Here is a 15,275-nt window from a genome sequence, read left to right as displayed (position 1 = left end):
CTGCGGCTCGGGCCGCGCGACTACCGGCAGGGTATTGATGAACAGGCCGATCTGCTGCTCGATGCCCTGCAATTGCGTAGGCCGGCCCGCGACCGTGGCCCCGAATGCCACGCTGTCGTGGCCGGTGTAGCGCTGCAACAGCAACAGCCAGGCGGCCTGCACGAGCGTGTTGAGGGTGACTTTCTGCTGACGGGCAAAGCCGTGCAACTGTTCGGTCATCGCAGCGTCCAGGCGCCATTTGAATTCGCCTTGCCCGGTCTGGCCGGTGGCGGCGCACTTGAGCGCACGGCTCAGCCAGGTCGGCTCCTCAAGGGTGGCGAACTGTGCGCGCCAGAAGGCCTCGCTGGCCTGTTTGTTCTGGCGTTGCAACCAGCCGATGTAGTCACTGTAGCGCCCGTTCAGGCTCTGCAGCGCCTGGCCTGCGTAGTGCTGCAGCACCTCGCCGAGCAGCTGCGAATTGCTCCAGCCGTCGAGCAAAATGTGATGGCTGGTATAGATCAGCTGATAGCGATCATCCCCCGTGCGGGCCAGCGTCAAGCGCAGCAGTGGCGCCTGGGCCAGGTCGAAGCCTTGCTCGCGTTCGGCATCAGCCAGGCGCGTCAATGCAGCGTCAAGATCTTCATGGCCACGCAGGTCGATTTCACGGCACGGCAGCTGCACCTGCTTGCGCACCCACTGCAGCGGCTGGGCCAGCCCGCCTTGCCAGAGGAACCCGCTGCGCAATATGTCATGGCGCTGGACCACCGCCTGCCATGCCTCACGGAAACGCTCGGGCGCCAGCCCCTCGACGCTGACCGACAGCTGGTTGATGTAGTCCCCCCCTTGTTGCTCAAGCAAGCTGTGGAACAGCATGCCCTGCTGCATGGGCGAGAGCGGGTACAGGTCCTGGACGTCCGCCCAGGGCAGGCCAAGGGCGTCCAGCTGTGGCTGGTCGAGCATGGCCAGCGGGAAGTCCGAAGGCGTCACCCCGGCACTGCCCGGCAACAGGCAGTGGGCGACCAGCTGGTTCAGCTCGCGTGCGTAATCCTGCGCCAACCGCTCGATGTCGCTGCGCTCGAACATCGCTTCGCTGAAGGTCCAGCCCAGGCGCAACTGGCCTGCGTACACCTGGCCGTTGATGCTCAGCCAATTGCCGAGCGGGGCCTCGGCGCCCTGTTCGGCGCCGGCGTCCTCGCTGGCTGGCACGAACAGGGCACCCTGGTCGCTGGCAAAGCTGCCGTCGAACTGGCCCAGGTAGTTGAAGGTGATGCGCGGCTCGGCCAGGCCGTTGAGGGCTGCCTGTGACTGGGCGCTGCCCATGTAGCGCAACGCGCCGTAGCCGATACCCTTGTCGGGGATCGCGCGCAACTGCTGCTTGACGGTCTTGATCGCGTCGGTCAGGTCAGCGGCATCGTCCAGGCGTACCGGGAAGGCGCTGGTGAACCAGCCCACCGTGCGGGTCAGGTCGACCTCGTCGAACAGCGCTTCGCGGCCGTGCCCTTCGAGCTGGATCAGCGCCGAGGCCTGCCCGGTCCAGCGGCAGATCACCCGGGTCAGCGCGGTCAGCAGCAGGTCGTTGACCTGGGTGCGGTAGGCCGCCGGGGCATGTTGCAGCAATTGCCGGGTCAGCGTGTCGTCCAGGCGCGTGTGTACCGTACAGGCATGGCGTTTTTCCAGGCTGGCGTGAGGACGCGCGCCTGGCAGGTGGTCGGCGGCGCCTGCGACCTGCGCCTGCCAGTACGGCAGCTGCTCGGCCAGGGCCGGGGTTTGCGCCAGTGCCTGCAGGCGTTCTGCCCAGTGCTTGTAGGCCGTGGTCTTGGCCGGCAGCGACAGCGCCTGGCCTGCCAGGCACTGCGAGTAGGCCTGCTGCAGATCGTCGAACAGAATGCGCCAGGACACACCGTCCACGACCAGGTGATGAACCACCAGCAACAGCCGCTGACTGCCATCGTCCAACTCCGCCAGCACAGCTCGCAGCAGCGGCCCTTGGTGCAGGTCGAGGCTGCGCTGGGCCTGCTCGCACAACGCAGTCAGGGCCTGGCCGCGCTCGACCGTGGCGTGCCACAGCAAAGGCGCCTGCTCCTCGGCGCTCTGTTGCTGGGCCGGTGCCCGGTGCCAGGCGAGCCCGGCTTGGGCATCGAAGCGCAGGCGCAAGGCGTCATGGTGCAGCACCAGCGCCTGCAACGCCGCCTCCAGCGCACGTGGCTGCAACGCCTGCGTCGGTGCCAGCAGCACGGACTGGTTCCAGTGGTGCGCATCGGCAATGCCCTGGGCGAAGAACCAGCGCTGGATGGCCAGCAGCGGCAAGCTGCCACTGACCGGGCCCTGATCGATGCGGGCGACCTCGCCAAAACGGGCCACACCGGCCAGGGCCTGCACGGTCTGGTGCAGGAACAGGTCTTTGGGGCTGAGCACGATGCCGGCCTGACGGGCCCGGCTGACCATCTGGATCGAGATGATCGAATCGCCGCCCAGTTCGAAGAAATTGTCGGTCACCCCCACCTGAGGCACCTTCAGCACCGCCTGCCAGATCTGCACCAGCGCCTGCTCGAGCGGGCTGCTGGCAGCCACATGCTGGCCTTGCAGCTGGGTAAGGTCGACTGCGGGCAGGGCCTGGCGGTCGATCTTGCCGTTGGGGGTCAAGGGCATGCGTTCGAGCAACTGCACGTGCGTGGGCACCATGTAGTCGGGCAGGTCCACCTTCAAACAGCGCTTGATCGATTCGCGGCGCTCAGCCTGGGCCTGATGATCGGACGCCAATTGCGGCGCGTCATCGCTCACCACGTAGCCGACCAGTTGCTGGCCGCTCGGGCCGGCCTGGGCCACCACCACCGCTTCGCGCACGCCCGGCACCGCCAGCAGGCGCGCTTCCACCTCGCCCAGCTCGATACGAAAACCCCGCACCTTGACCTGGCGGTCGATGCGCCCGAGGTAGTCGATGATGCCGCTGCTGCGCAGGCTCACCCGATCACCGCTGCGGTACAGCCGGGCACCGTTGCCGAACGGGTCCGGTACGAACCTTTCGGCAGTGAGCGCCGGGCGCTTGAGGTAGCCACGGGCCAAGCCCTGCCCGCCCAGGTACAACTCCCCCGGGATGGCCAGGGGCAACAGGTTCAGGTCGGCATCGAGCACATACGCGCGCCGTTCGCCGACGCGATCGCCAATGGGCGCATAGGCCGCACCGCAGCTGTCCTGTTCGCCAGCTTTCCAGATCAGGGGGGTGACCACGGTTTCGGTAGGGCCGTAGCCATTGATGATATAGGTCGGGCGCAGTGCGCGCCGGGCCATGGCGTAGCTGGCCTCGGACACCGCATCGCCGCCGAAGCAGTACACCCGCATCGGCGGTGGGTTGCCATCGCGCTCGGCGTGCTCGGCCAGTTGCTGAAGGTAGACCGGTGGGAACGCAGCGACCGTCACCCCATGTGCATGCATGGCGGCATAGGTTTGCTCCGGCGTCCACAGCTGCGGGTCGCGGATGAGCAGCGAAGCCCCGTGGGTCAGGGGCGTGAGCCAGCGCTCGTGGGCACCGTCGAAGGCGAACGACATGAAGTGCAGTTCGCAGTCGGCCGGCGTCATTTCATAGCGCTCGCCAATGGCTCGGCAATGCATGGCGATGGGGCCATGGGCCACTGCCACCCCTTTGGGCAGGCCCGTGGAGCCCGAGGTGTAGATGACGTAGGCCAGGTTATCGGCCTGGGCGGCGTTCGCCGGCGCGTGGCAGGGTTGCGCGGCCAGGTCCATGTGGTCCAGGGCCAGGGTTGCCAAGCCATCCGGTACCGGCAGGCGCTGCAGGAGCGCGCTGTCGCTGAGCAGCAGGGCCATGCCGCTGTCCTGCATCAGGTAAGCCAGGCGCTCGCGGGGGTATTGCGGGTCGAGCGGCGTATAGGCACCGCCGGCCTTGAGTACCGCCAACAGGCTCACGACCATCTCAAGGCCACGCTCCAGGGCGATACCGACCAGCACTTCCGGCCCCACCCCTGCTGTGACCAGGGCATGGGCCAGGCGGTTGGCCTGCTGATCGAGCTGGGCAAAGCTCATGCGCTGCTCGCCAAACAGCAAGGCGGTGGCCTGCGGGGTTTGCGCAGCCCACTGGGCAATGCGCTCGTGCACCAGCGGGCCGTCGGCGTGGCGCAGGTCAGGGGCGTTTCGCACGGCGTGCAGGTGCTCATGCTCATCGACGGCCAGCATCGGCAGTGCAGCAACGCAGCGCGACGGATCGGCGACGAGGCCGCGCAGCAGGGTCAGCCAATGGCCCCCCAGGCGCTCGATGGTGGCGGCATCGAACAGGTCGCACGCATAGGTCAGCGACGCCCACAGGCCGTCTTCACCCTCGACGGTGTCCAGCGTGAGGTCGAACGAAGCGCTGTGGCTTTCCCAGAACAGCCCTTCGATGTCCAGGCCAGGCACCTGCTGGGCACGTGGGTCGCGGCCCTGGCGCTGATGGTTGTACATCACCTGGAACAACGGGTTGTGGCTCAGGCTGCGGTCTGGCTGCAAGGCTTCGACCAGTTGCTCGAACGGCAAGTCCTGATGCGCCTGAGCACCGAGTACCGTCTGCTTGACCTGTTGCAGCAACGCCGGGAAGGCCAAGGCCCCCTGCACATCGGCGCGCAGCACCTGGGTGTTGACGAAGAAACCCAGCAGGCGATCGGTCTCGACCCGGTTGCGGTTGGCGTTGGGCACCCCGACGCGAATATCGGTCTGGCCGGTGTAGCGGTGCAGCAGCACCTGGAACGACGCCAGCAACAGCATGAACAGCGTGACCTGTTGCTGCTGCGCGAGGGCTTGCAAGGCTTCGCTCAGCGCCTTGTCGATGGGCAAGTCGAAACGCGCGCCGCGCAGGCTTGGCTGGGCCGCGCGCGGACGGTCGGTGGGCAACTCGAGCACCGGTTGATGCGCGCCCAGTTGCTCACGCCAGTAGGCCAGTTGCTGCTCGCTGCCGCCGGCTTCCATCCAGCGACGCTGCCAGATGGCATAGTCGGCGTACTGAATGGGCAGCGCAGGCAGCTGGACCGCCCGCCCGTGGACCAAGCCCAGGTACAGCTGCATCAGCTCATCGACCATGACCTGCATCGACCAGCCATCGGAGACGATGTGGTGCTGCACCATCACCAGCACATGCTCATCGTCAGCCACCCTCAGCAGCCCCAGCCGTACCAGCGGGCCGTGCTCGAGGTCGAAGGGCCTGGCGATCTGCTGCTCGATCAACGCCTGCACTTGGGCGTGTTGATGCTCGGGTGCCAGGGTGGCCGGCAGCTGCAACGGCTCGATCGCGATCGGCAGTGAGCCATGCACGTGCTGGCGGGGCCGCTCGTCCTTCATCACGAAGGTGGTGCGCAGGGTCTCGTGGCGTGCCACCAGGGCATCGAACGCCTGCTGCAAGGCCTGGGTGTCGAGGTGACCGCGCAGGCGCAAGGCGGTAGGGATATGCGATGCGCTGCTGCCTGGCTCCAGTTGCCAAAGGAACCACTGGCGCTCCTGGGCGAAGGACAGCGGCAGGCTGTTTAACTGCTCGCGGATGACAGGAATTGGCAGGTTGCCGGGCGAGACCTTTTGTTCGGCCATCTTGGCCAGGTACTGGCGGCGCTTGTCCACGGGCAAGGCGATGAAACGCTGGGCAATGCGCAGGGCGCTGGCGTGATCCATTACACCGCCTCCATTTCGTCGAGCAGGCTTTCGAGCTGGTCGAGGGTGGCGGCATCCACCGCCCCGCCTTCGTGCTCCAGTTGGCGGGCCAGCTCGCCCAGGGTGGGGTATTGGAAAATCAATTGCGCAGTTGCCTTCATACCAAGCTCGAGTTGAATGCGTGAGACCAGGCTCACGACGAGAAGGGAGTGACCGCCCAGGTCGAAGAAGTGGTCGTTCAAGCCGACCTTGTCGAGCTGGAGCAGGTCCTGCCAGATCGCTGCCAGTTGGCACTCGACCGGGCGTTGCGGGGCTTCGTAGCCCTGTTGTGGTGGCGCTGCCTGGGGCAGTGGCAAGGCCTTGCGGTCCAGCTTGCCGTTGGGGCTGAGCGGCCACTGCTCCAGCAGCAGCCATTGGCCGGGGACCATGTAGCCGGGCAGGTTGGCCTTGAGGTGAGCCTTGAGGCGCTCGCGCAGCAGCGCCTGGCGAGTGGGCTCCAAGTCAGCACCGTCGACCAGCACGTAGCCGACCAGTTGCGCGCCGGCGGCGCCAGGCTGAGCCAGCACGACCGCTTCCCGGACTTCGGCCACCTCCAGCAAGCGCGCCTCGATTTCACCCAGCTCGATGCGCTGGCCACGGATCTTCACCTGGTGGTCCAGGCGGCCGAGGTACTCCAGCACGCCGTCGGCGCGGTAACGCACCAGGTCACCTGTGCGGTACAAGCGCTCGCCATTACCCAAAGGGCTTGCCACGAAGCGCTCGGCGGTCAGCGCCGGGCGGCGGTGATACCCACGGGCCAGGCCCACGCCACCCAGGTACAGCTCACCGGCCACCCCCGGCACCACCGGTTGCAGGGCCGCGTCCAGCACGTAGGTGTGCAGGTTGGCGATGGGGCGCCCGATGGGCACGCTGTCGCTGCCCTCCTCCACGCAGGTCCAGTGGGTAACGTCGATGGCGGCTTCGGTCGGGCCGTACAGGTTGTACAGGCCGGCCTTGGGCAGGCGTGCGAACACCTGGGTCTGGGCATCGAGCGCCAGCGCCTCGCCACTGCACAGGATGCGTCGCAGGCTGTGGCACCCGTCCAGGTCCGGCGATTGCAGAAACACCTGCAGCATCGACGGCACGAAGTGCAGCGTGCTGATGCCGTGCTGCTCGATCAGCGCCACCAGCTGCGCCGGGTCGCGGTGCGCGCCGGGCTCGGCCACCACCAGTTGGGCGCCGGTCATCAACGGCCAGAAGAACTCCCACACCGACACGTCGAAGCTGAATGGGGTCTTCTGCAACACCCGGTCAGCGGCGGTCAGTTCATAGGCCTGTTGCATCCAGTACAGGCGGTTGGCCAGGGCCACATGGCGGTTACCGGCGCCCTTGGGCTTGCCGGTGGAACCGGAGGTGTAGATCACGTAGGCCAGGTGCTCCGGCGCCAGGTCGACGTGCGGGTTCGGTACGTCGGCCGGGTCTGCCTGCGGGGCCAGCAGTTCGAGTGTCGCCAGCCCTTCAGGCACCGGCAGGCGCAGGCCTGGCGCATGCAGCAGCAAGGCTATGCGGCTGTCCTCGATCATGTAGGCCAGGCGCTCCTCTGGGTAGTCCGGGTCCAGCGGCAGGTAGGCACCCCCGGCCTTGAGGATGGCCAGCAGGCCGATGACCAGCTCCAGCGAACGCTCGGCGGCGATGCCTACCAGCACATCCGGGCCGACGCCACGCTCGATCAGCTGCAGGGCCAGGCCATTGGCGGCGTTGTTGAGTTGGCGATAAGTGAGTTGACGTGGGCCGAACACCACGGCGCTCGCCTCGGGGCTGCGCTGGGCCTGCTGCTCGATCAGGCGGTGGACACAGTATTCGTCGGGGTAACGCTGCGCGGTCTGGTTCCAGGTGCGCGCAGTGTCCAGCTGCCCTGCGTCCATGAGGGGCAGCTCGGCCACTCGCGCCTGGGGGCTGGCAAGCATGCCGCGCAGCAGGGTTTGCCAATGGCTGGCCATGCGCTCGAGGGTGCTGGTTTCGAACAGGTCGGTGGCGAAGGTCCAGGTCGCGCCCAGGCCGTCGGGTGTCTCGAAGGTGTCCAGGGCCAGGTCGAACTGGGCACTGTGATGTTCACCGCTCAGGGTCTGGACATCGAGCTGCGGTACCTTGAAGCCATCACCCAGCTGCTGGTCGAGCAGGTTGCGGTGGGTGAACATCACCTGGAACAGCGGGTTGTGGCTCAGGCTGCGTGCAGGCTGCAGGGCTTCGACCAGTTGCTCGAACGGCAGGTCCTGATGCTGCTGGGCGCCCAGCGCAGCCTGGCGCACTTGTTCCAACAGCGCCTCTACGGTCAGTTGCCCATCGAAGCGCGCACGCAGGACCTGGGTATTGACGAAGAAGCCGATCAGCCGCTCGGTCTCCAGGCGGTGGCGGTTGGCGACGGGCACGCCGACACGGATGTCGTCCTGGCCGCTGTAGCGCTGCAGCAGCGCCTGGAACGAGGCCAGCAGCAGCATGAACAGCGTGACGTTGTGCTGTTGCGCCAGCTGTTGCAGGCCCGTGGCCAGCTGCGTGTCCAAGGTCAGCCCCAGGCGGGCACCGCGGTAGCTCTGCACCGCAGGACGCGGGCGATCGGTGGGCAGCTCCAGTACCACCGGCTCATCGCCCAACTGCTCACGCCAGTACATCAGCTGACGCTCGCGTTCACCGGCTGCCAGCCAGTCGCGCTGCCAGTGGGCGTAATCCAGGTACTGGACGGGCAGCGGCGCAAGGTTGGGCTGCGCGCCGCTGGTCAGGCTGGCATAGCTCTGCATCCATTCATCGACCATCACCTGCATCGACCAGCCATCGGAAACGATGTGGTGCTGGACCAGGGTCAGCACATGGTCCTGCGCCCCCAGTTGCAGCACACCGATGCGCAGCAACGGCCCATTGATCAAGTCGAAGGGCTGGGCAGTCTGGGCTTGGAGGAAGGCCTGAATCGCTGCGCCCTCCTCTTCTTGGCCCGCAACGGAGTGCACCGGCACAGGCAAACGCCAGTGGGCGTGGATGACCGGACGAACCTGGGCCTGCTCCTGGATGAAGGTGGTGCGCAGGCTTTCGTGGCGCTGCACCAGCAGGTTAAAGCTGTCTTCCAGCGCCTGCAGGTCCAACTCGCCTCGCAAGCGCAGGGCCATGGGGATGTGATAGGCGCTGCTGTGCGGTTCCAGCTGCCAGAGGAACCACTGCCGCTCCTGGGCGAACGACAGCTGCAGTGGCTGGTTGCGGTCCACCGGGGCAATCGGCGCGACGCGGTGGCCTTGCAGGGCGCTCACGGCCTGGGTGAAGGCATGCAGGGTGCTGTGTTCGAACAGCAGCGCCAGTGGCACCTCCAGGTCCAGTACCTGGGCAACACGCGAAATCACCTGGGTGGCGAGCAGCGAATGCCCGCCCAGGTCGAAGAAGTGATCGGCCATGCCTACCTGGTCCAGGTGCAACACCTGGCGCCAGATGGCTGCAACGGTGCACTCGAGCTCAGTGCTCGGTGCCTGGAAGGCCTGCCGGGCTTGATCCAGATCAGGCGCAGGCAAGGCCTTGCGGTCCAGCTTGCCGTTGGGGCTCAAGGGCATTGCCGGCAGCCACACCAGGTGCGAAGGCACCATGTAGGCCGGCAAGGTCTCGGCCAGCCGGGCCTTGAGCTGGGCTTGCCATGCGGCAAGATCAGCAGGCGCGCACGCGTCGGCCACGTAGCCGACCAGGTGCTGGCCCTGGGCATCCTGGCGGGCCACGGCCACGGTTTCACTCGCGCCGGCCACCTCCAGCAGGCGCGCCTCGATTTCTCCCAGCTCGATGCGCTGGCCACGGATCTTCACCTGGTGGTCCAGGCGGCCGAGGTACTCCAGCACGCCGTTGGCGCGGTAACGCACCAGGTCACCCGTGCGGTACAAGCGCTCGCCATTACCCAAAGGGCTTGCCACGAAGCGCTCGGCGGTCAGCGCCGGGCGGCGGTGATACCCACGGGCCAGGCCTACGCCACCCAGGTACAGCTCACCGGCCACCCCCGGCACCACCGGTTGCAGGGCCGAGTCCAGCACGTAGGTGTGCAGGTTGGCGATGGGGCGCCCGATGGGCACGCTGTCGCTGCCCTCCTCCACGCAGGTCCAGTGGGTGACGTCGATGGCGGCTTCGGTTGGGCCGTACAGGTTGTACAGGCCGGCCTTGGGCAGGCGTGCAAGCACCTGGGCCTGGGCATCGAGCGCCAGCGCCTCGCCGCTGCACAGGATGCGTCGCAGGCTGTGGCACCCGTCCAGGTCCGGCGATTGCAGAAACACCTGCAGCATCGACGGCACGAAGTGCAGCGTGCTGATGCCGTGCTGCTCGATCAGCGCCACCAGCTGCGCCGGGTCGCGGTGCGCACCAGGCTCGGCCACCACCAGTTGGGCGCCGGTCATCAATGGCCAGAAGAACTCCCACACCGACACGTCGAAGCTGAATGGGGTCTTTTGCAGCACCCGGTCAGCAGCGGTCAGCTCATAGGCCTGCTGCATCCAGTACAGGCGGTTGGCCAGGGCCACATGGCGGTTACCGGCGCCCTTGGGCTTGCCGGTGGAGCCGGAGGTGTAGATCACGTAGGCCAGGTGCTCCGGCGCCAGGTCGACATGCGGGTTCGGTACGTGGGCCGGGTCTGCCTGCGGGGCCGGCAGTTCGAGTGTCGCCAGCCCTTCAGGCACCGGCAGGCGCAGGCCTGGCGCATGCAGCAGCAAGGCCATGCGGCTGTCCTCGATCATGTAGGCCAGGCGCTCCTCTGGGTAGTCCGGGTCCAGCGGCAGGTAGGCACCCCCGGCCTTGAGGATGGCCAGCAGGCCGATGACCAGCTCCAGCGAACGCTCGGCGGCGATGCCTACCAGCACGTCCGGGCCGACGCCACGCTCGATCAACTGCAGGGCTAGGCCATTGGCGGCGTTGTTGAGCTGGCGATAAGTGAGTTGACGTGCGCCGAATACCACGGCGGTGGCCTCAGGGCTGCGCTGGGCCTGCTGTTCGATCAGGCGGTGGACACAGTATTCGTCGGGATAACGCTGCGCGGTCTGGTTCCAGGTGCGCAGGCCGTGCTGTTCACTGGCAGCGAGCATCGGCAGCTCGCCTATGGCCTGTGCAGGGCAGGCAACCATGCCGCGCAGCAGGGTTTGCCAGTGGCCGGCCATACGCTCGATGGTGGCGGCTTCGAACAGGTCGGCGGCGTACACCAGGGCCAGGGAGATGCCCTGCGGCGTTTCCAGGGTCTCAAGGGACAACTCGAACTGCGCGCCGCCGCCGTCAAGCTGCAGTTCGCGGGCCTGCAAACCCGGCAGGCTGGTGCCAGTGGCAGTGGCGCCGACCGTGCTCAGGTGGTTGTACATCACTTGGAAAAGCGGGTTGTGATTCAGCGCGCGCTGGGGGTTGAGCACTTCCACCAGGCGGTCGAACGGCAGGTCCTGGTTGGCCTGGGCCGACAACGTCACCTCCTTGACCGTCTGCAGCCAATGGCCTGCCGACTGCTCAGGTTGCGGGCACAAGCGCATGACCAGGGTGTTGACGAAAAAGCCGACCACCGCCTCCAGCTCCTGGCTGTTGCGGTTGTTCACCGGCACCCCGATGCGCAAGTCCTGCTGGCCGCTGTAACGTTGCAACAGCAAGGCGAAGCTACCCAGGAACAGCTGGAACAAGGTGACGCCTTGGGCCTGGGCCAGCTCGCGTACCTGACGCTCCAGGTCCTGCGGCAGGCGCAGGTCAAGGCGCCCGCCACGGTCGCTGAGCTGCGCCGTGCGCGGGTGATCGGTCGGCAGCGACAGCACCACCGGTTCACCCCCAAGGCGTTCGACCCAATAAGCCTGCTGGCGCTGCATCTCGCCTTGGGCCAGCCACTGGCGCTGCCAGTGGGCGTAGTCGGCGTACTGCACCGCCAGCGGTTGCAGGGCGCACGTATGGCCGGCATTGAAGGCGCTGTAGAGCTCGACGAACTCGTGCACCAACAGGCTCATGGACCAGCCGTCGGAGGTGATGTGGTGCAGCGTCAGCACCAGCACCCATTCATCCATTGCGCGCTCGATCACCTTGACCCGCATCAGGGGCCCCTGGTGCAGGTCGAACAGGCGCGTGATTTCAGCGCGCACCGCAAGCTCCAGCTGGGGTTGGCTGGCATTGGGCAAGGCCGTCCATTGCAGGTCCACCGCCCCGGCCGGCTGCACCTGCTGATAAAGCTGGCCATCCTCCTGGAGGAACGTGGTGCGCAAGGCTTCGTGCCGTGCCAGCAAGGTGTCCATCGCCCGCTGCAAGGCCTGGCGATCAAGCTGGCCCTGCAGCCGCACGGCCAGCGGGGTGTGGTAGGCGGTGCTCTGGGGCTGCAGGGTCCAGTACAGCCATTGACGCTGCTGGGCGAATGACGCCGGCAGGCGCTCGCTGCGCGGCAGTGCCGCAATGGCCGTCTGTTCGCGGTAACGCTCGCAGTGCTCCAGCGCCTGGGCCAGCTCACCCAGGTTGGCCGTGTCGAACATGGCCCGCAGCGGCAGGTCGAGCCCCAGTTGGCGGCGCACCCGCGAGACGATCTGCACGGCCAGCAACGAGTGGCCCCCCAGGCTGAAGAAGTTGTCGCCAAGCCCTACTGCCGGCACCTTGAGCACCTGTTCCCAGATGCCCGCCAGGGCGTGTTCTCGCTCGGTCACAGGCGGCACGTGGGCAGCGGCGGCACGCGTCTGGGTGGGCTGAGGCAGCGCGCGGGTATCGAGCTTGCCGTTGGCGGTCAGGGGCATGACGGCCAGGGCTTGGTAGGTGCTGGGCAGCATGTAGTCAGGCAGACGCGCTTGCAGCCAGGCCTCCAGTTGCGCCTGCGCGTCAGTGCCCGCATAGACCACATAGGCCACCAGTTGCGCATGGGCCGCTTCGCCCACCAGCAGCACGGCCGCGTCGCGCACCTGGGGCGCCGCACGCAGGGCCATCAGCACTTCATCCAGGTCGATGCGGTAGCCGCGCAGCTTGACCTGGCGGTCGACACGACCAAGGAACGCCAGCTCGCCCGAGGGCAGACGACGCACCCGGTCGCCTGTGCGATACAGGCGCGCACCCGGTGCGCCGAAGGGATCGGGCACGAAGCGTTCGGCGGTCATGCCCGGGCGGTTCTGGTATCCACGGGCAAGGCCGGCGCCACCGATGTACAACTCGCCGTGGCTGCCCGGCGCCTGGCGTTGCAGGCCGGCATCGAGCACCTGGGTGCTGGTGTTGGGCAATGGCCGGCCCAGCACGATGGGGCTGTCTGCCGCGCTGAGGTTCTGGGTCAGCACGCCGACGGTGATTTCGGTCGGGCCGTAGTGGTTGATGATGTCGCAGCGGCCCAGGGCGCGCAGGCGTTCGATCAGTGCAGGCGAACAGGCCTCGCCACCGAGCACCAGGCAGCGGGCAGGCAGCACCTGTTGCGGTTGGTCAGCGCCCAGCAGCGCCTCCAGGTGCGATGGCACGATTTTCAGCACGTCGATGCCATGGCCCTGCATGTAGGCGCCGAAGCGCTGCGGGTCGAGGGCCACGTCCTGCTCGATGATGTGCAGCGAGCGCCCGGAGCACAATGCGCCGAACAGCACGGTATGCCCCAGGTCCGCCGCCAGGGTGGAGACCACCGCCATGCTGCTGGCGCCCTGCAGCGGCAGGGTCTGGAAAATACCTTGCAGGTAGTTGCCCAGGGCGGCGTGGCTGACGGCCACACCCTTGGCGGTGCCGGTGGAACCGGAGGTGTAGATGACGTAGGCCAGCTCGGCCGCGTCGATTGGCCGCTGTGGGCCCCGCGCACTGACTTCAGGGCGAGCGGGGTCGAGCAACAGGGTCGTCACCCCGGCGAGCTGCGGCAGGCTGGCTTGCAGCGCCTGCTGGGTCAGGAGCACGCCGACCCGGCTGTCCTCGATCATGTAGGCCAGCCGCTGGGCGGGGAATGCCGGGTCCAACGGTACATAGGCCGCCCCGGCTTTCCACACGGCCAGCAGGCCGATCACCATTTCCAACGAGCGCCCGGCGGCCAGGCCGACGCACACCTGAGCACCGACGCCCAGCTCGACCAGTTGCAGGGCCAGCGCGTTGGCGCGGGCATCCAACTCGGCGTAGCTCAGGCGTTGCCCAGCGAATGTCAGCGCCAGCGCATCGGGAACGCGCTGCACCTGGGCCTCGAACATCTCCAATGCCGACGGCGCTGCCGGTGCCTGCGGGCCCGTGGCCTGCTGGTGCAAAAGCGCCGTCTGATGGGAGTCGAGCAAAGGCAGTTGGTCCAGTGGCTGGTCGGCATCCTCGCTCATCGCTTGCAGCAGCTGCAGCCAGTGCCCGGCCATACGCGCGATGGTGGCCGGCTCGAACAGCTCGCTGGCGTAGGTCAGCGAGGCATGCAGGTGGCCACCGCGCTCGAAGGTGGTGAGGGTCAGGTCGAAGGGCGTGGGGCGGCTGCTCGCCTCCAGAGGGCGCAGCTCCAACCCCTCGCCCACCGTCATCACCTCGATATCGGCAACGTTCGGCAAGTGGTTGTACATCACCTGGAACAGCGGGTTATGGCTCAGGCTGCGGTCAAGGTCCAGGGCCTCGACCAACTGCTCGAAGGGCAGGTCCTGGTGCGCCTGGGCACCGGCGGCGGTCTGTTTCACGGCGCCCAGCAGGCTGGCGACCGACTGCTGGCCTTGCAGGGTGGTGCGCAGCACCTGGGTGTTGACGAACAGACCGATCAAGCCTTCGACCTCGGCCCGATTGCGGTTGGCCACGGGCACGCCGATGCGCAGATCGGTCTGGCCGGTATGGCGGTACAACAGCACATTGAATGCTGCCAGCAAAACCATGAACAAGGTCACGTTGTGCTGGCGCGCCAGGGCCCGCAGTTGTTCCGCCAGGGCGGGATCGATGACCAGCTCGTGACGCTGGCCGCGCTGGCTGGCCACCGCCGGGCGTGGAAAATCGGTGGCAAGCTCCAGCAACGGCTGCTCATCGCCCAACTGCTCGTGCCAGTAGTCCAACTGCCGCGCCTGCTCACCGGCCTCCAGCCACTTGCGTTGCCACAGGGCGTAGTCCATGTACTGGACAGGCAAGGCCGGCAGCGCGGGTTCAACGCCTGCGGCAAAAGCCTGGTAGGCCTGGACGAACTCGTCGATGAGCACGTTCATCGACCAGCCATCGGACACGATGTGGTGCAGGGTCAACAGCAGCACATGCTCCTGCGCCGCAAGCGTCAGCAAGCTCACGCGCATCAAGGGGCCCACGGCCAGATCGAAGGGTTGCAGCGCCTCTTGTTCGGCCAGCTCGCGCACACGGCGCGCCTGGGCATCGGCGTCCAATTCAACCAGGCTGTGCTTGGCAACGTGCACCGGGTGTTTGGCAGCCACCTGCCGGACCTGGCCGTCTGCGCCTTCGGCAAACACCGTGCGCAGGCTCTGGTGGCGCTCTACCAGGCAAGCAAAGGCCTGCTCCAGCGCCGCCACGTTCAAAGGCCCGCTCAAGCGCACGGCGCTGGGCAGGTTGTAGGCACCGCTGCGCGGGTCCAGCTGCCAGAGGAACCACATGCGCTGCTGAGCATACGACAGTGCATCGCGGTCCGGGACCTGCACGTCGGCGGCGATGGGGAATTGGGAAAAGTCGATGCCTTCGGCGCGCAGGCCATCCAGAAACAGATGACGCTTGTCCACTGGCAGCTCTATGAAACGGCGGGCAAGCTTGAGGGACTTATCGGCATTCAT

2 protein-coding genes (1 of these 2 running past the window's edge) are annotated in these 15,275 nt (G+C 67.1%); both read right to left on the bottom strand.

Translation table 11 applies throughout. The features are described from left to right. Positions 1–5,625 carry the 5' portion of a non-ribosomal peptide synthase/polyketide synthase gene (locus tag FS767_RS09765; RefSeq protein WP_144965047.1) on the bottom strand. The gene continues 12,063 nt to the left of window position 1, outside the view, so 5,625 of the gene's 17,688 nt are visible here — the first part of the coding sequence; its start codon is at positions 5,623–5,625; the stop codon falls past the left edge of the window. Then, entirely contained in the window at positions 5,625–15,275 is a 9,651-nt protein-coding gene (locus FS767_RS09760) for a non-ribosomal peptide synthetase (protein ID WP_144965045.1), read from the bottom strand. Before FS767_RS09760 ends, FS767_RS09765 begins: the two co-directional genes overlap by 1 nt.

This window comes from Pseudomonas sp. DE0010 (genome assembly GCF_007680745.1).
Lineage (GTDB): Bacteria > Pseudomonadota > Gammaproteobacteria > Pseudomonadales > Pseudomonadaceae > Aquipseudomonas > Aquipseudomonas parafulva_B.
This window is presented reverse-complemented; position numbering and strand designations above follow the sequence as displayed.

Coding starts and splice junctions, on each gene's coding strand:
- FS767_RS09760 (WP_144965045.1), bottom strand. CDS start 15,275: ATGAATGCCGATAAGTCCCTCAAGCTTGCCCGCCGTTTCATAGAGCTG.